18 protein-coding genes, 1 riboswitch and 1 other annotated feature are annotated in these 20423 nt (G+C 38.1%); of the genes, 11 read left to right on the top strand and 7 right to left on the bottom strand.

What is annotated here, in order from left to right:
* Positions 1–79: 79 nt before the first annotated feature.
* Together NAG76_03905 and NAG76_03900 are read left to right on the top strand one after the other, a co-directional pair.
* A complete protein-coding gene (locus NAG76_03905; GenBank protein URN95414.1) occupies positions 80–670 on the top strand; it encodes a hypothetical protein in 591 nt (196 codons plus the stop codon).
* A complete protein-coding gene (locus NAG76_03900; protein ID URN95413.1) occupies positions 621–1205 on the top strand; it encodes a HAMP domain-containing histidine kinase in 585 nt (194 codons plus the stop codon). Before NAG76_03905 ends, NAG76_03900 begins: the two co-directional genes overlap by 50 nt.
* A gap of 78 nt (positions 1206–1283) precedes the next feature.
* Here the strand turns inward: NAG76_03900 and NAG76_03895 are convergent, their stop codons facing one another.
* Complete coding sequence (locus NAG76_03895; GenBank protein ID URN95412.1) at positions 1284–1919, bottom strand: HD domain-containing protein; 636 nt, start codon at positions 1917–1919, stop codon at positions 1284–1286.
* 275 nt (positions 1920–2194) lie between these two features.
* On the opposite strand from NAG76_03895, the gene NAG76_03890 reads away from it, so the two are divergent.
* The 4 genes from NAG76_03890 to NAG76_03875 all read left to right on the top strand — a co-directional run bounded on the left by NAG76_03890 (position 2195) and on the right by NAG76_03875 (position 6460).
* Entirely contained in the window at positions 2195–2812 is a 618-nt protein-coding gene (locus NAG76_03890; GenBank protein URN95411.1) for a hypothetical protein, read from the top strand.
* A gap of 16 nt (positions 2813–2828) precedes the next feature.
* Complete coding sequence (locus NAG76_03885) at positions 2829–3428, top strand: hypothetical protein (GenBank protein URN95410.1); 600 nt, start codon at positions 2829–2831, stop codon at positions 3426–3428.
* A gap of 276 nt (positions 3429–3704) precedes the next feature.
* A riboswitch (cyclic di-AMP (ydaO/yuaA leader) is annotated at positions 3705–3880 on the top strand.
* Positions 3881–4008: 128 nt separating this feature from the next.
* Positions 4009–5835, top strand: a complete 1827-nt coding sequence (locus NAG76_03880; protein URN95409.1) for an APC family permease — start codon at positions 4009–4011, stop codon at positions 5833–5835.
* A 199-nt stretch (positions 5836–6034) separates the two neighbouring features.
* On the top strand, positions 6035–6460 hold the full coding sequence (locus NAG76_03875; GenBank protein ID URN95408.1) for a universal stress protein: 426 nt from the start codon (positions 6035–6037) through the stop codon (positions 6458–6460).
* A 66-nt stretch (positions 6461–6526) separates the two neighbouring features.
* Here NAG76_03875 and NAG76_03870 read toward each other — a convergent pair whose 3' ends face one another.
* The 3 genes from NAG76_03870 to NAG76_03860 form a co-directional block, all read right to left on the bottom strand.
* Positions 6527–7006: a MarR family transcriptional regulator gene (locus NAG76_03870; protein ID URN95407.1), complete on the bottom strand. Its 480-nt coding sequence runs from the start codon at positions 7004–7006 to the stop codon at positions 6527–6529.
* A gap of 175 nt (positions 7007–7181) precedes the next feature.
* Positions 7182–8150: a beta-lactamase family protein gene (locus tag NAG76_03865; GenBank protein ID URN95406.1), complete on the bottom strand. Its 969-nt coding sequence runs from the start codon at positions 8148–8150 to the stop codon at positions 7182–7184.
* Positions 8151–8447: 297 nt separating this feature from the next.
* Positions 8448–9203 (bottom strand): YheC/YheD family protein, encoded by a 756-nt coding sequence (locus NAG76_03860; protein URN95405.1) that lies wholly within the window; start codon positions 9201–9203, stop codon positions 8448–8450.
* 173 nt (positions 9204–9376) lie between these two features.
* Positions 9377–9600: a binding site (T-box leader), on the top strand.
* Between the two features lie 115 nt (positions 9601–9715).
* On the opposite strand from NAG76_03860, the gene tyrS reads away from it, so the two are divergent.
* Both tyrS and NAG76_03850 read left to right on the top strand, forming a co-directional pair.
* Positions 9716–10975 (top strand): tyrosine--tRNA ligase, encoded by a 1260-nt coding sequence (gene tyrS, locus NAG76_03855; protein URN95404.1) that lies wholly within the window; start codon positions 9716–9718, stop codon positions 10973–10975.
* A gap of 738 nt (positions 10976–11713) precedes the next feature.
* On the top strand, positions 11714–11953 hold the full coding sequence (locus tag NAG76_03850; GenBank protein ID URN95403.1) for a DNA-binding protein: 240 nt from the start codon (positions 11714–11716) through the stop codon (positions 11951–11953).
* A gap of 180 nt (positions 11954–12133) precedes the next feature.
* Here the strand turns inward: NAG76_03850 and NAG76_03845 are convergent, their stop codons facing one another.
* Together NAG76_03845 and NAG76_03840 are read right to left on the bottom strand one after the other, a co-directional pair.
* A complete protein-coding gene (locus tag NAG76_03845) occupies positions 12134–15559 on the bottom strand; it encodes an endo-1,4-beta-xylanase (protein ID URN96757.1) in 3426 nt (1141 codons plus the stop codon).
* 907 nt (positions 15560–16466) lie between these two features.
* A complete protein-coding gene (locus NAG76_03840) occupies positions 16467–16655 on the bottom strand; it encodes a hypothetical protein (protein ID URN95402.1) in 189 nt (62 codons plus the stop codon).
* Between the two features lie 264 nt (positions 16656–16919).
* Between NAG76_03840 and NAG76_03835 the strand changes: the two genes are divergently transcribed.
* On the top strand, positions 16920–18455 hold the full coding sequence (locus NAG76_03835) for a BCCT family transporter (GenBank protein URN96756.1): 1536 nt from the start codon (positions 16920–16922) through the stop codon (positions 18453–18455).
* 109 nt (positions 18456–18564) lie between these two features.
* On the opposite strand, the gene NAG76_03830 is transcribed toward NAG76_03835, so the two are convergent.
* Positions 18565–19095, bottom strand: coding sequence for an XRE family transcriptional regulator (locus tag NAG76_03830; protein ID URN95401.1), 531 nt, complete (start codon positions 19093–19095; stop codon positions 18565–18567).
* Between the two features lie 210 nt (positions 19096–19305).
* On the opposite strand from NAG76_03830, the gene NAG76_03825 reads away from it, so the two are divergent.
* Positions 19306–19710 carry a DoxX family protein gene (locus tag NAG76_03825; GenBank protein ID URN96755.1) on the top strand — a complete coding sequence of 135 codons (405 nt, stop codon included), beginning with the start codon at positions 19306–19308 and terminating at the stop codon, positions 19708–19710.
* Between the two features lie 23 nt (positions 19711–19733).
* Positions 19734–20384, top strand: coding sequence for an alpha/beta hydrolase-fold protein (locus NAG76_03820; protein ID URN95400.1), 651 nt, complete (start codon positions 19734–19736; stop codon positions 20382–20384).
* Positions 20385–20423 lie beyond the last annotated feature (39 nt).

The following is a 20423-nucleotide window of genomic DNA, read 5'->3' as shown; positions in this document are numbered from 1 at the left end:
TTTGATCAGGGATACATCATCAGTAGTTGATACACTATCAGTGGCTATCGGATGAGACTAGATCGGAGTGTGCATGAGAATGAAGCTCGTTCATCAAATTAATATTGCGTTTGGTATAGCGCTTGTACTCGTCTTAAGCATAACTGCCATATTGATTCATTATGTCCTTCTAGATCATTTTATAGTGACACAGCAAGCGGATATGAAGTCAGTTGGAATGGCGTTGACGGATACTTTGAAGGCAGAGATGATGACGGGGGCTTCAAGTAGCGATGGGCTAACTATTAATGATCTATTTGGTCGATTACTCATTGTTTTCTGTATAGGGGGATTATTGATTATGGTGCTTAGTCATTTTATAACGAAGAGGTTAATCACTCCATTAATCAAATTGAAAGAAGAGTTAACTAAGGTAAAGGAGAGACAATTTGTTGCCTCAGTTAATCTTGTAAAAGCAGGGGGAGAGATAGGTGCTGTAGCGCAGACTGTATATGAGATGGCTGATGAACTGAATCGCTTCAATCGTGCACAGAAAGAGTTTTTTCAAAATGCATCACATGAACTGAAATCCCCCCTTATGTCAATAGCTGGTTATACAGAAGGGATAAGGGATTGTGTGTTTGAAGGAAGGGGAAAGTGTCCGCAAGGGATTAGATATTATTTTAAGTGAAAGTAGAAGACTGAAAAATATAATTACAGAAATGACGCTATTAGCCAAGCTAGACAGTGAAGAAGATGTCTATAAGCCTACTACCGTCTGTCTGAAAGATTTATTGACGGAGACGATAGAACGAGTTAATCCTATGGGCGTCAAAAGAGAAGTGACGTTACATTGTTCTTATGAGGATGCACAGCAACTGAAAGTATTCGCAGATCAAGATAAGTTACTTCAAGCATTTATCAATGTAACTACAAACGCTATTCGTCATGCTAACGAGCATATCTATATTCATGCTGCAATTGTAATGGGACGTATCGAATTATCAATTTCAGATGATGGAAGCGGGATAGAGGAAGAAGTATTACCGTACCTATTTTATCGTTTCTTAAAAGGAAAAAATGGCGATACTGGGTTAGGATTAGCTATCTCTCGTGCTATTGTTGAACGGTGCGGAGGGATGATTACAGCTGAAAATCGCGAGGAAGGTGGAGCGTTATTTAAGCTTAATTTCCCGATGATGACAGAACATCAGCAAACAGCTTAAACATGAAGCAATGTTATTGCATCTTACAGTTTCTTGTTACGAAAAATACCCTCATCTTCATTAGGATGGGGGTCATTATTATACTTGCAGAGCTAAAGCTTCATTTGTTATTTTCTCGATATCAACATGACATTGTGAGCCTTCGCTAACGAGATCAGGTAATATGTTCTGGAGAAAATAAGCTACACAATGCAATTTGATTTGTTTAATTTTAATTAATGCGCTTCGATACATTACGATAAATTCTTTCTCCGTATTGCCTCTTTGTAGTTCCGTAAATGCCTCATAGATCTGATCGAGTTTATCAGCAACCTCTAATATTAAACCCTCTACTGAATCGTCTTTACCTTCACGTAATTGTCTACGGAATGTAGGCTTGAACTCCTCAGGAATATGCTCGTCGATGAAATGTTCAACCATTCCTTCTTCAACTTTCTGTAGCATGGCACGAAGCTCTAATGAATAGTGTTTAACGGGTGTTTTAATATCTCCGATAAAAATTTCTCCATAATCATGACTGCTCGTAATCTCGTAAAGCTTCTTCCAATCTACAATAACTCCATTACTTTCTTCAATATCTGCTAATGTTTTCGCATATTGTACAACTTTCCATGAATGAGCAGAAACACTATGTTCCTCAAATTTAAATTTACCTGGACAACGAATAATGCGCTCTAAATCGTTTAATGACTGAAAATACGTATGAATACCCATAGGATGATTTCCTCCCTTAGTTTAATTAATGTTATAAATGATGACTTACCCATAGTATAGATTCAGATTGTTATTGGACGATTAACTTTAAATTGAAGTTTCTAGAAATTGTTAAGTACATATTAATTTTAACAATATTATGATTAGGAGAACGTTCATGAAAGTTAATATAGGAGGAGGTGAGAAAAAATAAAGTTAAAAATTCCCAAAAAAGTATTGTAATTATATGGTATATATAGTAAATTAAACAAGTAAATTGAACTGGGAGGTATAATATGAAATACGGTAAAGTTCTATTGTGTATTGTTCCACTGATTATTGCTTCTTACTTAGGTGTCAAAACAGCTGAAGGTCATACTAGTACGGATATTTACAGTGGAAATTGGGCGACTACTGTAGCTAACAACCTGGCAGTAGCTGTAGCCCCAAGTGCTCAAGGGTATTTTTTGAGAATAGAAAATGCAGCAGCGGCATGGAATGGAATAGAAGATGCATTGGTCTTTAAAGCTCCTCATAAATCTGACGAAGCTGAAACTAATCATGTATCAAGAGTTCATGTAAGAGGTGTCGATTTAGGGGCAACAGGCGCTTATGCGGATGCTGGAAACTATAAGTACTCTATTATTTTCGGTTATACTTTGGACTGGAGTGCGGAATGGAAAGATTCAATTGTTAGATTGAATACTAATTCTTCAACTACAGGTAATGGATTAAAGAATTTAACTTATAGTCAGATTCAAGAGACGATTACACACGAATTTGGTCACGTTGCAGCTCTAAAGCATAATGCACTTACATCAGAAGATTCTAATGCAATTATGAGGCAATATGGTTTTAATGACACAGCAGTACCGCTAAGTCATGATATTGCCATGATTAAACATAAGTATTAAGAAAGGTGTGGGTATAGTGAAAAAAGTAATTCTATATGTATCTATTCTGTGTTTCGTATTTGTAATAAGTTTTTTTGGATATAAACATAGTGTTCCACAAGAATTGCGTCTAGATGGTAAACTTAAACTTTACACGTTGGAAGAATTGGAAAAGACGTCTACCATTATTGTAAAAGCTTCATTGAAAGAGAAAGTATCTACAGATATTGTATTCGACAATGAAAAGGTACCTTATGATTATCGAACTTTTTCTAATTTAGAGATAGATGAAATATACGAGAACAATGACACATCTTTGAAAATAGGAGATCAAATTAAAGTTGTCGAATGGTATGCCAATTGGCGTGATTTATCAGGTGCTTACACAATAATTTCAAGTGAGCAATATATCCCATTAAAATCGAATATGGAATATGTACTATTTTTATATCAGGAACCAGGGAAAGAGTATTATGAAATTATTGGTGTTCATCAGGGTAAATACACTTTTGACAATTATATTGCCCAAGAGAATGAATCTAGCTTAGGTAAGCTATCTACTCTTGAAATTCAGGAATATGATGAGTATTACATTAATAATTTTAAGTTGGTTTACGACAAATATATTAAACAATAAAAAAGATATAGCACCTTAGGGTGCTTTTTCTTATTTAAAGTGAATTATAAGAATCTTTCGTACGCACTTCATAACATGAGCTTTATATAAATTTCAAAAATAACGATAATGCAAGAGAAACGATAATAATCATAGCGTGAGCATGAGCAGTAGAGATGTAAGCGCTATTCATTCGTAAATTGAGGTGAAATGAACTTATTTTGACTAAATGTAGGTTTTACAAAAGTTTAAAGCAGGAGTAGTATTCAATTGAGATATTAACATTATATGGTTTACAATTCTTATTCGCTGAGTTTCCATTATGGAAAACGGGGGAACCAATTATAATGATTGTTTGCTGCAGCAAGCACTCGTTGTATGGGGTGAATCCTGATATAAGTTACTAATCAGGTAGGGCGACTCTTCCGCCCGAATCCGACAGCTAACCTCGTAAGCGTTGATTAAGAGAGGGTTGTTAACTTGTGTAAAAAACACAGGTTATAGCCTGTGTTTTTGTTATGCCAAAATTACGGAAAATTGACTGTAAAGTTGATAATTATGGGAAAAAATTCGAAGCAAACAGGATAAGGAAGTGTCTCTAATGCTGACCACTCTCAAAAGAATATTAGTAGGTCGACCATTAAAAACTACAGAACTAGGAGAACAAAAGTTAAATAAACGGAAAGCACTTGCTATTCTTTCATCGGATGCATTATCATCAGTCGCTTATGGCCCTGAACAAATACTCATTGTATTATTTACAATTGGAGCAGCCGCATTTTGGTATTCAATCCCCATAGCGATCGGCGTATTAATATTACTACTGGCGCTTATTGCATCCTATCGACAAATTATCTTTTCCTACCCCCATGGCGGTGGAGCATACGTTGTATCTAAAGAAAACTTAGGCACATATACAGGTTTAATCGCGGGTGGTTCATTATTGGTAGATTATATATTAACTGTAGCAGTTAGCGTATCAGCAGGAACAGATGCGATAACATCTGCATTTCCAAGCTTGCATGAGTACACCGTTACTATTGCTATAATATTTGTCATACTTATTACGCTTTTGAATCTTAGAGGTGTTACAGAATCTGCATCTGTATTAGCTTATCCTGTCTATTTATTTGTTATCGCACTACTGCTATTAATTGGTGTAGGTATATTTAATGTTGTAATAGGCAAGGTTGAGCCACATGTACAGCTTTCATTCGGAGAACCTATTGCAGGAATTAGTTTGTTTCTGCTGCTTAAAGCATTTTCCTCAGGGAGCTCTGCTTTAACGGGTGTGGAAGCTATATCAAATGCAATTCCTAATTTCAAAAACCCTGCACCAAACAATGCGGCGAAGACATTGGTCGCGATGGGATCATTACTAGCAGTATTATTTATAGGAATTGTTGTATTAGCTTATTTTTATGGCGTTACTCCGAGAGGAGACGTTACGGTAGTTTCTCAAATAGCAGAACAGACCTTTGGTAGAAACTTTATGTATTTCTTCATTCAAGGGACAACGGCATTAATTCTAATTCTCGCGGCAAACACTGGATATTCTGCATTTCCGCTGCTTGCTGTTAATTTGGCAAAAGATAAATTCATTCCAAGAATGTTTATGCTTAGAGGCGATCGGTTAGGGTATTCTAACGGCATTATCATATTAGGACTACTATCAATCGTTCTAATTATCGTATTTAAAGGACAGACGGAACATCTCATTCCGCTTTATGCGCTTGGCGTATTTATTCCTTTTACCCTTTCTCAATCAGGAATGGTCGTAAAATGGATGAGGAGTAAACCAAAAGGCTGGGTATCTAAACTTATTATTAATAGTGTTGGTGCAATCATTAGTCTAATCGTATGTATGATGTTTTTCTTAACGAAGTTTTCACAAGTATGGCCAGTATTGGTTTTCTTGCCGATCATCCTATATTTCTTTCTTCGAGTGAGAAAACATTATGAAGCAGTAGGTGAACAATTGAGAGTTGCGGCATCTGAAGCTAATATCCCGATTGAAGGCAATGTCATGATTATACCTGTAGCGGGAATTACGCATGTCGTTGAAAATTCGTTGAACTATGCAAAATCTTTGCATCCAGAGCAGATAATTGCAGTATACATTGCTTTTGAAAAAGAGGAAGAAGTAGCCTTTGAGCAGAAATGGAATCAATGGCAGCCTGGTGTGAGACTGGTAACGTTACATTCGCCATATCGAAGTATTATTCAACCATTATCTAAATTCATTCACATTATAGAACGAAAGGCTCATGAATCAAATTATCAAGTTACTGTTGTTATACCACAGTTCATTCCGAAAAAAGGTTGGCATAATATTCTTCATAATCAGTCTAGTTTCTTAATTCGAACGCATTTACTGCACCATAAAAATGTTATCTTAACGACTGTTCCATACCATTTCAAGAAGTAAGTAAGTTTGTTAGGAATCCGACTACTACAATGATTAAAGCGCGTATCAGTTGTTAATTGCTACGCGCTTTGGCATGCAAGGGATATTCATAATTAGGGCAATGCTCCATCGACAAACCTCTTCTGTAAGCGCTATAATAGGTATATGAAGTAATCGTGTCAAGCTTACATTAATTTCACTCAGAAGAGGGGGAATTGGTATGTTTAACAAGATTCTAGTTGCGATTGATAGTTCTACTATGAGTAAGAAAGTTTTAGAAACAGCAATGCAATTTGCAAATGACCAACAAGCTGAGATTACATTAATGCATGTGGGGAAAGAGTTTATACTTCCGCAAGGCGTTGTTGTAGCAGATATTACAACGATCAAAAGAGAAATGCGACAGATGGGTATTGATCTACTAGATAGCGCCAAGGCGGATTTGGCTAAACAAGGATTCGAAGTAGAAACGTATTATACAGAAGGTAGTGCTCCACGTCTAATTGTAGGCTATGCGACAAAAGAACAATTCGATATCATTATCATTGGCAGTCGTGGGCTTGGAAATATTAAAGAAATGATGCTTGGTAGCGTTAGTCATAAAGTATCCAAATTAAGTACCTGTCCTGTTCTAATCGTGAAATAGATAATATAAATCATTTGCTCATGAGTCAGTTCCATTGACTCATGAGCTTTTTGTCTTAAAGTATTCTCAAGTTAATCTAGAATTTTCATCACATGTTTCAGGTAGATCTTTATTATTAGTTAACTGTAAGATAAGGTCAAATAACTGTTTACGCTGTTCCGCAGAAAGATTTTCTAGCACATGATCTGCAACTTTAGCTTGGTAAGCAAGCACTTGCTCAATATTAGATTGTGCAAGTTCCGTAAGTTGAATTAATGTAGCTCGTCGATCAGTCGGATCAGGAATACGAACTAGAAGTTTATCTTGTTCAAGCGCGTCAACGAAATCTGTAACCGTACGGGCTTTAATACCTAATTGATTGGCTAATTCATTCATACGAATACTGCCATGTTCGGAAACGACAGAAAGTAATCGTAATCTAGGGCCTGTAAGTTGATAAGGAGTATTAAGTTCTGATAATTGATATTGGAACTCTCTTTGAATATAGTGGGTTGATCTCATTAATACATGAATAACGTCAATAGCCGCTGGATGATCTGAACTCATAAATTAATTAACCTCCTCGGTATATTCGTACTTTAATTTTATCGTTCATATAGTGAGTAGATTAGTTAAAATGCATTATAATGAGTATCCTCATTATAATATACGATTATACTGTCTATCGTGTTATAGTTCAAATTTAAGGAGTAGAATGTCTTTGACAGATAGATTATTACTACTACAATGTTGAAGCATGATGATGAGACATTAGCATAGTAGCGATATGTATACGGAAGAAATCTAACGGTGATAAACCTTTCTTACGTTGCTCACGAGTTAATACGATGACGGCATCTAATGTTGGAACAATAATAATAAATTGCCCACCAAATCCTCTAGCATAATAATAGTGTAGGTCACTTATAATAGACTCTCCAGTTATGCTCTTTACAGGAACGGAATCAGACCACCAATGCCAACCGTAGAAACCACGCTCAGGTGGATTTACAGCAATAGAGGCTCGAGTAGAATGACTAACCATCTTTTCAGAAATAAGCCTCTTATGACTCCATACTCCCTTATTTAAGTAAAGCAGTCCAAACTTCAGCATATCGTATGCAGAAAGTTGCAATCCATACCCACCAGTATGAATCCCTTGAGGGTCAATTTTCCAATCGTATTGTTCAATGCCAAGTGGGCCGAATAGATGAGTATCGGCGTATTGAGTTATGCTCATCCCTGTAGACTGAACGAGTATTGCAGCTAGTAATTGTGAAACACCAGAATTGTAGACCATAACGGTTCCAGGTTCATCAGATATCGGTTGCTGGAGCACATACGTTATCCAATCCGAGGATCTAGTCATTTTTGGAAAAGAATTAGTTCCTCCAAATTCAGTCCAATGAAATCCTGCTGTAAGAGTTAGTAAATGCTCTAAAGTAATCGTTTGTTTTCGCATATCTTGATCATGTTGCAACTGCGGGAAAAACTGAGTAATGCGTGTGTTCGGTGAAGGGATTAACTGTTGATCCATAGCAATACAGAATAGCGCAGAAACAATACTTTTCGTGCATGAGTTAATTGGCATTAGTTTAGAAGATGCATGAAGTGATTTTTCATAATGATATATGATTTCTCCACCGTAATGGATGATACAGCTACTAACGTCATATGGCTTAATTTCGTGTGACAATGTATTGGTATTCATATTTTTCATTCCTTATATGTAGTTATGTAAGTTCTTTCATGATCATAGCAGAAAACATTTCAATAGGCATGTTCAAAAAAGTAGACATTCGAAAACCGAGAAGATAGAGCACTACTTGATCTATGGTCATATTGTGCCTAAAGAAACCTACAGCATGCATCTATTTACTTAGCTTTCATATTATGGGGGTTGTTCAACATTGAATAGGTAGCGAACTTGTGAAGTCCAGTTCTCGTAAAAGTGCATGTCCATATTGCTAGAAAGTAACAAAGGGACATGCACGTCAAGTGTAGCTATTTACTTAGTTCTTCCGTATTGCTTAGCATATGAAAGTGCTCTATGATAAAGTGTTTGATCATTCAATGTTTTTAATGGGGCAATTTGTGGTCGTGTATTTACCTCGAGAATCCAAGGGTAACCAGTGGAATCTATCGCTACATCAAGTGCTAGTTCTTTGAAGTCATTATAATAATGCTCAAAATGCTCTCCAGTGGTAACACCAATATTTTGTAATAGACCATCGATATTTTCTGTCGTGTAAGCATCAAACCCAGCGCCTAACATAGTTTCATGGAAAAAGGCTAGTTTCCCACCTTGATGATAATTAGTAACTACTTTTCCGGATTGTCCAATTTTCACTGAAACAGCAGAACTCACCCAACTACCTTTATTTGTTTTTTGAACCATTACTCTGACATCGAAAGGATTATTATTGACCTTAGTTAGATCTATTCCTTTTTGTAGTATAAATGAGTAATCATTAGCAAATAAAAATAAATGTTGGAATAAACCCTCTGTTGTAGAAAATTGGTTTTTTTCTGAATTGTATTGTGTATGGTAGCCGTTTTCATTGGTATCAATTCTAATAATACCAAATCCTCCAGTACCTTCTGTTGGCTTGAAATAAACAGTAGAATACCTAGATAACATCATATCAAGATTTGATTTGTTGAATAGCGTGGTATGAGGTACATATTTACTTAACTCTCGATGTTCTAATAACCACTTTGTCTTGAGCCATTTACTTTTAATTGTTCTACTCACATATGTCATTTTCTAATCCTCCCCTCTCTAATATTCATATGTATAGAGGAGCGGACTTGTCACCATGTTTGTCCACATTATGTGTGTAAATATTAAAAAGTATGTTTGACCAAGATTATGGTTATAGTCTTTATATTGACAATGATTTTACATTTCGGATATACTGTCTGTAATCTAATAGTATTTATACGTTGAAAGAGCGCAGTAACAACCTTGTCCATGTTACAGAAAGCTAAGGGGTGATGGAACTTAGCACATACAAGGCATGTGAATTACACTCTGGAGTATCTTGGGTAATGCCAAGCGGAGTAAGCGAACGATAATTCGCTTAGAGTGGCACGAATGATGATGTATATGATCATCGTGCAATTTGGGTGGTAACACGGTTAATTCAATCGTCCCTATGTCTACAATAGACGAGGGGCGATTTTTTGTTTTTAAAATTGGCTAATATGATCTAATTAGTGCGAATTATTGTAAAAGTGTTGTGAAAAAAACCATATACAAGGGAGATGTAATGAATGAATATTATTGACGAATTAGAATGGCGCGAAGCGATTAACCAACAGACTGATGCTGAAGGTTTACGTGAATTAACTAAAGAAAAGGCAGTTTCACTTTATTGCGGTGTAGATCCAACAGGTGACAGTATGCATATCGGACATTTGATTCCATTTATGATGCTGAAAAGATTCCAATTGGCAGGACACCGTCCAGTTATTCTAATTGGTGGTGCAACAGGTACAATTGGTGATCCAAGTGGTCGTCAATCTGAACGTTCTTTGCAAACATTGGAGGAAGTTCAAGCTAACGTTGAGGCACTAACAGCACAAATGAAAAGACTATTTGTAACTGATGGAGACAACCAAGTTCGTATGGTTAATAACTACGACTGGACACATAAAATCAATGTGATTGATTTCTTACGTGATTACGGTAAAAACTTTAGCATTAATACAATGCTTGCCAAAGATGTTGTATCAAGCAGACTTGATAGTGGTATCTCATTCACTGAATTTGCGTACCAAATTCTACAGTCACTTGATTACTTGCATCTATTCCAGAATGAAGACGTTCAGCTTCAAATTGGTGGTTCAGATCAATGGGGTAACATTACAAGTGGACTTGACCTAATTCGTAAAAAAGAAGGATCTGAAGCGAAAGCATTTGGCCTTACAATTCCATTAATGTTGAAAGCTGATGGCACGAAATTCGGTAAAACAGCTGGTGGAGCGATTTGGCTTGATCCTAATAAAACAACACCGTTCGAATTCTACCAATTCTGGGCGAATACAGATGATCGTGATGTTGTGAAATATTTGAAATACTTCACGTTCTTAGATAAAGAGACTGTTGAATCTTTAGCTGAGAAAGTTCAAACTGAGCCTCATAAACGTGAAGCACAAAAAGCATTAGCGGAAGAAATGACGAAGTTTGTACACGGTGATGAGATGCTAGAACAAGCTAAGCGCATTACTGCAGCATTATTCAGTGGAGATATTCGTTCACTAACTGCTGATGAAATTGAACAAGGCTTCAAAGAGATGCCAACATTCACAGTAGATAAAGAATCTAAAAATATTATTGACTGGTTAGTTGATATCGGTATTGAGCCATCTAAACGTCAAGCACGTGAAGATATTACAAAAGGTGCGATCTCGATGAATGGTGAGAAAGTAGCAGATGTAGAATTTACTGTTACTGCTGATCACGCAATTGGCGGACGCTTCATTATTATTCGTAAGGGGAAGAAGAATTACAGTCTTGTAAAATTAACCTAATGTAGAGGTAATTCAAAACATCCACTCGTGATCACGATGATTGTGCTAACGTAGCTTAGTCGGCGTCGAATATGCCTCCCCATCGAAAGCCTGCGTGTGCTCACGTACACAAAACGTACGCTGTGCTACTCGTTTTCGCTGTCGGTCATCTTCTTGGTGCTGACAAGCGAATGTTTTGAACCTTCATTTTAAGAGGTAATTCAAAACATCCGCTCGTGATCACGATAATTGTGCTAACGTAGCTTAGTCGGCGTCGAATATGCCTCCCCATCGAAAGCCTGCGTGTGCTCACGTACACAAAACGTACGCTGTGCTACTCGTTTTCGCTATCGGTCATCTTCTTGGTGCTGACAAGCGAATGTTTTGAACCTTCATTTTAAGAGGTAATTCAAAACATCCGCTCGTGATCACGATGATTGTGCTAACGTAGCTTAGTCGGCGTCAAATATGCCTCCCCTGCGAAAGCCTGCGTGTGCTCACGTACACAAAACGTACGCTGTGCTACTCGTTTTCGCTGTCGGTCATCTTCTTGGTGCTGACAAGCGAATGTTTTGAACCTTCATTTTAAGAGGTAATTCAAAACATCCGCTCGTGATCACGATAATTGTGCTAACGTAGCTTAGTCGGCGTCGAATATGTTGCGGAAAATATATGAAATAGTAGCATTTTAAGTTTAACACCTATTTCCATGGTATAATGAAGAGTGTTCAGCATGAAGAAGAATGAGAGGGCGCTAATATGCAGGTTTTTGAGGACTGGAATCAAAAGGTAAAGACTACGTTTAATGAAACTAGTAGGGAAGCAGTACTTACGGTTATGGAGGCAGGTAAAATTCTTGGCCTTTCCAAAGACCATATGAAGCTTTATGTGGAAAAAAACCGCTTGACTAAAGTTCCTATTTCAAGAAGCGTACACCGCTATCTTCTCTTGAAAAGTGAGATTGAACATATTGCTCAAACGAATAAAGTAACGAAGTAAATACTTGGGTTTGCTTAGCGTGATGTAGAGTTTCACAGCTATCATATGCATCTACCCTGATCAACCCTGTCCAAAAATATGGATGGGGTATTTGAGTTACTACTTGATGTAATAAATATATAACAACATTAATTAAATTAAAGGAAGGGCTATTGGATATAATCCAATAGCCCTTTGCTATTACAGATTCCAGATGCGATACAATATGATAGCTGCCTCAGCGCGGGTCAGCTGATCGTTTGGAGCAATCATTCCGTTTTTGCCATTAATGATGCCTTGCTCGACGAGTAAAGCAGCACTATTCTTCGCGTAGTTGGAAATTGTTGAAGCGTCAGAATAGTTGCTTAAGGAAACTGAGCTACTTGTTATACCTTTGCCAGCTGCTGCTAGCGCACGTGTTGTCAGTACCATCATATCTTGACGGGATATACTATTGCTTGGCATAAATGAGTTATCGCCAAAGCCTGTTGCAATTCCCAATTCCTTGGCGATCGCCAATTCTTCATAATAATATGCGTTCGTCGGCACATCGCTGAACATCGCAACATCGCTACCGTTGCCTTGCAGTTCCAATCCTCTTATAAGAAGTGCGATAAAGTCCGCTCTTGAAATGGAAGATGTAGGAGAGAAACTGTTATTGCCAGTGCCCTTAATAATATCGCGTGCAGCCATTGCTTCTATTGCTTGCTTGGCCCAAGGTACAGATTGAAGATCGATGAACGTGTTGTTCACGTATGCTGTTGCATAGGTGCTAAAGTGTGTTGTTTGGAACACAACTGATTTGGTTGCCGTATCATAACGTCCGTTCTTTATCGTGGACAGATTACCATTGGCATCGATGTACCATACGACGATTTGATCCGGATTTTGCAATTCTGTTGCCGAAGGCGTGTAAGGAAGAGATACCGTTACAGGCGTGTTCGGATTGTTCCAAGCAACGACTTTGCCGCCGATCAAAATTTCTAGATTAATGACAGGTCTACCACCGATTTGCTCGCGAACTTCGTTGCTAAGTCCAGTAGTTGAAGCTTTGCCCAAGCGAATAGTCACGAACTCAGAGTTTCCGACGTTCGTATTGGCTAGCATGTTACCTGGAAGATCGATCTTACCATACTCTGTCTTAATAGAGATTACGGTAGTACCGGTATCTTTCAATTGTGAAGTTGGAAGTTGCACTTCATAAGTAGTAGCACCTGATTGGGCAGAGATATCTACAGTAACTTGCTTCTTGCTGTTTACATTTGCTGATGCTTGTTCCAAAGCTTTATTCAAGCTGTTATTGGAGATGCTTGCCACCGCTACTCCGTCTTTCACTTGTACAATCGGTTTTATCGTAATGATACCATTCTCTTGTTTAATAATAGGCTCACTCGGTATATTCACGATTGGGGTGGATGGCCCAGTAGATGTAGGCGTCTTAGCGAGAGTCAGTTCTCCCCAGTTTTCGGTTGAGTTGTAGCCATTAGCTTTCAAATCGCTCCAGACAGTAAGTTTTCTTGAATTAATAGCAGAAGCATCGTTAATCTGTACGTCAAATCCGACTACTTTATCCGTCTCAGGGGTGATGACACGGAACGGTATTTTCATTTCCACGACATAACCACTATCGACTATTTTTGCAGAAGATTCGAATCCTTCGCTCATACTACTGGATTTGAAAGACTCGTTGCCCTCGTAGCTTACTCGGTATTGGCCATCGCCGATTTTGTATTCCGCGCCCTTATGCATGGTCTCACTCAGGAATACTTCAACGGAATCCTGCTCCCATTCGTTCGGGGACGAATTATTAAGCTCGGAATCAGCTACATCAACATATACATACAAGAATTGGTCATCCCACAGCGTTCTGACTTCTGCAGTTGCGCCTTGTTCCGTCTGGCCGTTCGGAATTGTGTTTACGTTAATCACAGGTGCGTTTGCCCAGGATTGATCCTTTTCACCGTCAATTACGGCAGTGCCTGGCACGGCATCTGCTACAGGAATTTCTTGTGGTACGGGCAGAGGGTTTTCAATCAAATATCCCTCAGGGTCAATGACCGCGTAGTAAGCCGGTTTAGCTGCATACAGTCTGTCGAAGAGCAGTGGGTGACCAGCGCCACGCCAGCTTATCGGGTCAGCTGTGCCCCAAATGGTGATACGCTCAATAGAGTCAGCGTATTTGTTATAAATTTGGAATAGCTGCGCATACAGCTGTGCTTGCACGACTTTCTCTGCCGCAGTGAGCGGAGTAGTGCGGTTATCATAATCGCTAGCCGGAATATCAAGTTCGGAAACAGTAACTTTTGCGCCTGTTTCGATAAAGCGCTTAATCGCATTCTCTACAGTCTCAATATTTAGGGAATTGATGTTGTAATGGGACTGCATACCGATCCCTTCGATTAACAGACGGGCAGGTTCAGTATTTCGGTCGTCTGATTTCCACTTCTCATTAAGATCCTCGACCATTGCTGCAATCGCTTCGCGCTTAGTCTGTTGTTCTTCATTGTAGTCATTATAGTAAAGAGTAGCGTCCGAGTCGATTAGGCGCGTCTGTACGAACGCGTCATAAATATAGTCAGCGCCGCTCTCGCCCGCTGCTGTATTTTGCCCGTTAGCATAAGCTAAATACCAAGGGGAGTTTTTACGCAAGTTATCTTTCCAATCGCCGTTGAAGCTGCCGCCATCGGCAAAGACTTCGTTAGCAACATCCCAGGAGATGACCTTGCCTGCGTAGTGTCCCGCAACATTTTCGATATACTCTATAAGGTTTGCTTTGGCATCTGTACGAGTGAGTGGTGCACCGCCCGCGGCTTTAGTCAGCCAGTCCGCTGATTGCGAATGCCAGACAAGCGTATGTCCATGAACCGCAATGTCGTTGTCTAATGCCCAGTCAACTAACGTATCTGCGTTAGTGTAGTTATATACGCCCTTTGATGGGCTCATGTACTGAGGCTTCATATCGTTTTCTGCTGTTATAACGTTGTAATGGAGCTTAACCATAGCAGCGAATTCAGGATCCGTGATCTGGTTTGGTGAAATGGCATTACCTATTAAGAAGTTATTAGTATATGCCTCGTGCAGCGAGTCAAGGGTAAGATCCCATTCGGGTATTTCTATAGTCTGTTGCTCGGATGATGTGATGATGATGTTGTCTACATAAAAAGAAATATTTTTGGCAACGTCGTTTGTTGCAGTGCGGAACAATGGTGGAGCATTCGGATCCGCAGGTTCAGCTTCAAGCTTCGCAATGTTGTCAGCCGTAAAGGCAACCTTGTATTCTAAGTTAAAGTTGCCTTCGATCAAGGAAGTACTAACTAGATCTTGATATTGATTGTATTGTCCCCAAGGGTTAGGATTGCTGAAAACAATTCTCGTATTGCTCGGCACGTTCTCAGTGCTGTCTACATGCCCGCTTACTGTAAACGTATACTCCTTACCTGTGATCAAGCCAAGCGATTTCAATCTGATGTCTACGCCTTGCCAATTACCGTCTCTCCCGGACACATAAATCGACTTGCCATCTCCTTGCGTTACAATGGTAGGGGTACCGCCACTGTTTTGAAGATTGTCAGTATTATTGAACGTAGAGCCTATTGCAGCTCCACTTATACCAGTATCCGCCTGCATTTCATAAACTTCGGTTGTAGTTGGAGCTGCTTTAGTTATAATGATGTTGTCTACAAAAAAAGGAACTTCTTTGCCATTTTCGTTTGTTTGAATACGGAAATACGAGTTGTTCGCCAGTCCTGCGATATCGGAGGCTGAGAAGGTAGCCTTGTATTCAAGTTCAAAATTACCTGTTGTCAATAAGTTATTGACGAGCCATTGGTAATTGTTGAACTGACCGAATGCGTTGGGGTTGCTGAAAACGATTTGTGAACTGCTCGGCACAGTCACATCGTTATCCACGTGCCCGCTTATCGCGAAAGTATATTCAACGCCTGCAGTCAAGGAAAGCGCTTGCAATTTTACGTCCAATCCGTTGTAATCGTTGGTTCTCGTGGATAAATGAATAGATTTACCGTTGTTATAATCCGCTATAGAGCGTGTACCACCGCTGTTTTGAAGATAGTCCGTCCCAGCAAACTCAGAGCCTATAGCGGCGCCGCTTATACCAGCATCCGCCTGCATTTCATAAACTACGTTCGTTCCTGTAGCTGCTTCCGTAACTGACGCTTGAAATACTTGTGGAATGATTAGCGCGGCTGTCAGTAGCAACATCAACATTTTTTTGAAGCGTTTACCCATTGAGTTGAATCCCCTTCCAATATTTTAATTTATAAAGCTATTAGAATATGGAAAGAAGGATCTACCGTCTTCCCATATTCTTCATAGTACCGCGACAATGAAAGCGTTAACACCTGACAGAATATAGAGTTTACTAAAGAAATTAAATATGAATAGAATATAAGCTGGAAACAGTATGGAATTATCAAATCAATCATGGGCTGGGTATTTCCTTAAATACAAAAAAAGAACCTATCTCATAAAGAGTAGGTTCTTTTTTTGTTTTGTTATGTCTCTAATATGAGAACTACTGTTGATTTTTTGATCTTTTATTGTTTTTCTGACGATCGCTTTGTTCGAACACTTCTGCAGCAACCTCAGCAGAAAATTCATTAGAAAAATCCGTTGCATTATTTTCAGGGGTTGGAACTTTGTTAAGCTTCGTTGTTTGAACCTCTGCTTTTGACGGTTGATTGTTATTTTGATTAGGTGTCATATCGTACCTCCTTCTTCTTTTTGTAATTACGTAATTATTGTTTCACAGAGGGGGAAAAAGTATGTATTGAGAAATAAAATATGATCAATCGGAATAATAGGTATAAAGATTTTAATATCATTGCAACGACAGAGCAATAAGTAGTTAACAGTGTAATCACTAGCCCAAAATGCTTTGATAGTTAGTGCATACCAATGTTAATTATTGGACATCATTACTTAGTAAAATATTGAATATGATTACTTAGGAAGTAATGGTGATATGATGAAAAAAATTTCTAATGTCTTTTGGATTACACTTGTTTTTGTAAGTGCTGCAGTTCTTTATGGAGCGCTAGCATCAGAAAGTTTTGAAGCAATAACGAGTGCGATGAAGCATTACATAACTAATTCATTTGGATGGTATTATTTACTATTTGTTACCTGTATCGTATTGTTCTGTCTGTTCTTTATTGTAAGCCCAATGGGTCAAATCACTTTGGGAAAACCCGATGAACAACCGGAGTATTCGAGAATTAGTTGGTTTGCGATGTTGTTTTCTACAGGAATGGGTATCGGATTAGTGTTTTGGGGAGCAGCAGAACCACTTTCGCATTTTGCTATGAATCCGCCTACTGAACAACCGGGCACTGATGCCGCTTTTCGTGAAGCGATGCGTTATACTTTTTTTCATTGGGGTATTCATGCTTGGGCAATCTATGCGATAGTTGCAATGTCACTTGCTTATTTTCAATTTCGCAAAGGAGAACCTGGCTTAATTTCTGCAACGATAAAACCACTTTTCGGCGACAGAGTAAACGGGGGAATTGGAACAGTTATTAATGTTCTAGCAGTGTTTACGACGGTTATTGGAGTTGCAACGACATTAGGTTTTGGTGCGATTCAAATCAACGGAGGGTTATCATTTATATTTGATATTCCAATTAAAATTTCGGTTCAAATTATAATTATAATCGTTGTGACATTTCTTTTTATTTTGTCGGCATGGTCGGGAATTGGTAAAGGAATTAAATATTTATCGAATGCTAATATGATACTCGCAATAGTATTATTGATCTTGGTCATTTTTTTGGGTCCTACCATTATGATTATGGATACATTTACAGATACGATTGGTTCCTATTTGCAAAATCTTCCTCGTATGAGTTTTAGGGCAGCGCCCTTAGAAGGTGAGGATAGACAATGGATTAATAATTGGACGATTTTCTATTGGGCATGGTGGTTATCATGGTCACCCTTTGTTGGTATTTTTATTGCACGAGTTTCCCGTGGAAGAACGATTCGAGAGTTTCTGACCGGCGTACTATTATTGCCCACCTTAATAAGTTTCATATGGTTTTCGGTGTTTGGCACGACAGCAATTAATATTCAACGTAATGGTGTAGATCTTACAAATTTACTAACAGAAGAACTACTATTTGGTGTCTTTAGACAAATGCCTATGCCAATGTTATTATCGATATTTGCGATTTTATTAATTGCAATTTTCTTTATTACATCAGCAGATTCAGCGACATTTGTACTTGGAATGCAGACGACTTACGGCTCATTACATCCGCCTAATATAGTGAAATTAACATGGGGTATAGCACAAGCAGCGATAGCTATCATATTGCTGTCTGCTAATGGATTGACTGCACTACAAAATGCTTTAATTATTACTGCATTTCCATTCTCATTGGTCATTATACTCATGATGATTTCCTTATACAAAGAATTGAATAAGGAGCGTAAAGAAATGGGGTTGATGGTAAGACCCTATACTGCTGAAGAAATGGAACAAATAAGCGAATCGGAGTAGTTCAATATTGTTAATCTCTTCCTATAGACAGCAAAAACCTCATCTCACCATAGATGGGGTTATTTTTGCTTTTGCATTATTTTGTACTGTATTCGAAAGATAATGATGACTAAGATTCTGAATAGACGGTAATAAGTATTGTTGCTGTCTCATCACCAATGTTTTTCACCAAATGAGGTGTACAAGCGTTCCAGCTAAATGAGTCACCCTCGGCAAATTCAGCTTCATCCTCGCCTTGCTTAGCAAAGACCTTGCCTTTAATGATTACATGAACCTCTTCGCCTTCGTGTGCATGAGGATCTTGACCTGTAGAAGATCCTGGAGGCAACTCAACGATCATCATTTTCACTTTTTTGGTTGAACTTAGATGCTCAACTCTTAAATTATCACTACCACTGCTCGTAATCATTCTATTATCTTTTCTCACAATGTTCATACGATCTTCGTTTTTTAATAATAAGTATGCTAATGGTACGTTCAATGTATTTGCAATACTTTCTAGGGTGGATATAGACGGCGAAGTTTTATTAGTTTCAACTTGGCTCATAAATCCTTGTGATAATCCTGTAGCTTCACAGATTTGCGTGATGGTCATATTTTTACGTTTCCGGATTGCTCGTATTGTAGAACCGATGTCCATTTCATTTCCTCCTCAAAATATTAGTAATACGCATTATAAATTAATAATAACAATATTTTTATTGACAAGCTAGTTTATTGTGCGATAAATTAACTATACAAACATTATATTTCTATTGGTAATATTTTAGCGCGAAGAGGAGCTCATCTTCGAATTTATCAATCGAAATTAAATGAAAGATTAATTGTATAGGGTGGAGAAAATAAAATGATGACAAGAACAACAACGGTTTCAACTATAATGCGTGTAGTGTTAGGAATATTATTTTTAGCACATGGAATTGCAAAGCTACAAATGGGTTTAGGTAATGTGGATGCTTGGTTCAGCTCTATGGGTGTTCCAGGATTTTTGGCTTATATTGCTGGGCCGCTTGAGTTAATTGGGGGAGTATTACTTATCGTAGGATTATTTACTCGTTATGTATCGGTTTTATTTATAATGTTGTTACTTGGTGCAATTGCTACGATGAAGTTTTCAATGGGATTGCTTGGTACTGACGGAATGGCAGGATATGAGTTAGATTTAGTATTTCTATTGGTTTCCATCTATTTGGTTGTAGCTGAGACGACTCCATTATCGCTTGATCATTTAATATATAAAAAACGTAACGCGTAAATGAAACGTAAAGGAGCTTTCATATGAAATCTGCTTATCATTACGACGTTCATCTTCCTACTAAATATGATCCAAATAAGAAATATCCAACGATTTTCACGCTACATGGAAAGGGTTCTGATGAGAACAATATGTATCATTTAGTAGAACCGCTGAATGAGCAGTTTATAATCATTGGTATAAGAGGAAACCTTAAGTTGGGTATGGGCTATCAATACTATGAATTGAAAAGTCTTGGTTTTCCTATTCGAGAAATGTTTGATTTGGCGATACAAGATTTGGAATCGTTCATTGATTATGCTACAGAGAAGTATCCAATAGATTCAAAAAAGCGATATTTACTTGGTTTTAGCCAAGGTGCGATATTATCTATGTCGCTTGCTCTTAAGATGGGGCATCAATTGCGGGGTATCGTTGCACTGAATGGTTATGTTCCCCAGTTTGTGAAAACAGAATATCCATTAGAAAGTGTAGAAGATGTTGCATTGTTTATTTCTCATGGTGAATACGATAGGGTATTCCCTGTACAGATTGGATATGAAACAGCGGAGTATTTCCAGAAAAAAACTTCAAAGCTTACTTTCACAGTCTATCCTTCTGATCACGGTGTAATAGAGGAAAACCGTAATGATTTTATACAGTGGCTTATAGAAGACGCGGAAGTGTATATATAGTAGCTAGTTTCATGGAAATATTTTGAGAGGTATATCTAT

This window comes from Candidatus Pristimantibacillus lignocellulolyticus (assembly GCA_023639215.1).
Classification (GTDB): domain Bacteria; phylum Bacillota; class Bacilli; order Paenibacillales; family Paenibacillaceae; genus Pristimantibacillus; species Pristimantibacillus lignocellulolyticus.
This window is presented reverse-complemented; position numbering and strand designations above follow the sequence as displayed.

What these genes read in the sequence shown, in the direction of transcription:
- NAG76_03905 (URN95414.1), top strand. Translation starts at nt 80, where the DNA reads ATGAAGCTCGTTCATCAAATTAATATTGCGTTTGGTATAGCGCTTGTA.
- NAG76_03895 (URN95412.1), bottom strand. Translation starts at nt 1,919, where the DNA reads ATGGGTATTCATACGTATTTTCAGTCATTAAACGATTTAGAGCGCATT.
- NAG76_03890 (URN95411.1), top strand. Translation starts at nt 2,195, where the DNA reads ATGAAATACGGTAAAGTTCTATTGTGTATTGTTCCACTGATTATTGCT.
- NAG76_03880 (URN95409.1), top strand. Translation starts at nt 4,009, where the DNA reads ATGCTGACCACTCTCAAAAGAATATTAGTAGGTCGACCATTAAAAACT.
- NAG76_03875 (URN95408.1), top strand. Translation starts at nt 6,035, where the DNA reads ATGTTTAACAAGATTCTAGTTGCGATTGATAGTTCTACTATGAGTAAG.
- NAG76_03870 (URN95407.1), bottom strand. Translation starts at nt 7,006, where the DNA reads ATGAGTTCAGATCATCCAGCGGCTATTGACGTTATTCATGTATTAATG.
- NAG76_03865 (URN95406.1), bottom strand. Translation starts at nt 8,150, where the DNA reads ATGAATACCAATACATTGTCACACGAAATTAAGCCATATGACGTTAGT.
- NAG76_03860 (URN95405.1), bottom strand. Translation starts at nt 9,203, where the DNA reads ATGACATATGTGAGTAGAACAATTAAAAGTAAATGGCTCAAGACAAAG.
- tyrS (URN95404.1), top strand. Translation starts at nt 9,716, where the DNA reads ATGAATATTATTGACGAATTAGAATGGCGCGAAGCGATTAACCAACAG.
- NAG76_03850 (URN95403.1), top strand. Translation starts at nt 11,714, where the DNA reads ATGCAGGTTTTTGAGGACTGGAATCAAAAGGTAAAGACTACGTTTAAT.
- NAG76_03845 (URN96757.1), bottom strand. Translation starts at nt 15,559, where the DNA reads ATGCAGGCGGATACTGGTATAAGTGGAGCTGCAATAGGCTCTACGTTC.
- NAG76_03840 (URN95402.1), bottom strand. Translation starts at nt 16,655, where the DNA reads ATGACACCTAATCAAAATAACAATCAACCGTCAAAAGCAGAGGTTCAA.
- NAG76_03835 (URN96756.1), top strand. Translation starts at nt 16,920, where the DNA reads ATGAAAAAAATTTCTAATGTCTTTTGGATTACACTTGTTTTTGTAAGT.
- NAG76_03830 (URN95401.1), bottom strand. Translation starts at nt 19,095, where the DNA reads ATGGACATCGGTTCTACAATACGAGCAATCCGGAAACGTAAAAATATG.
- NAG76_03825 (URN96755.1), top strand. Translation starts at nt 19,306, where the DNA reads ATGACAAGAACAACAACGGTTTCAACTATAATGCGTGTAGTGTTAGGA.
- NAG76_03820 (URN95400.1), top strand. Translation starts at nt 19,734, where the DNA reads ATGAAATCTGCTTATCATTACGACGTTCATCTTCCTACTAAATATGAT.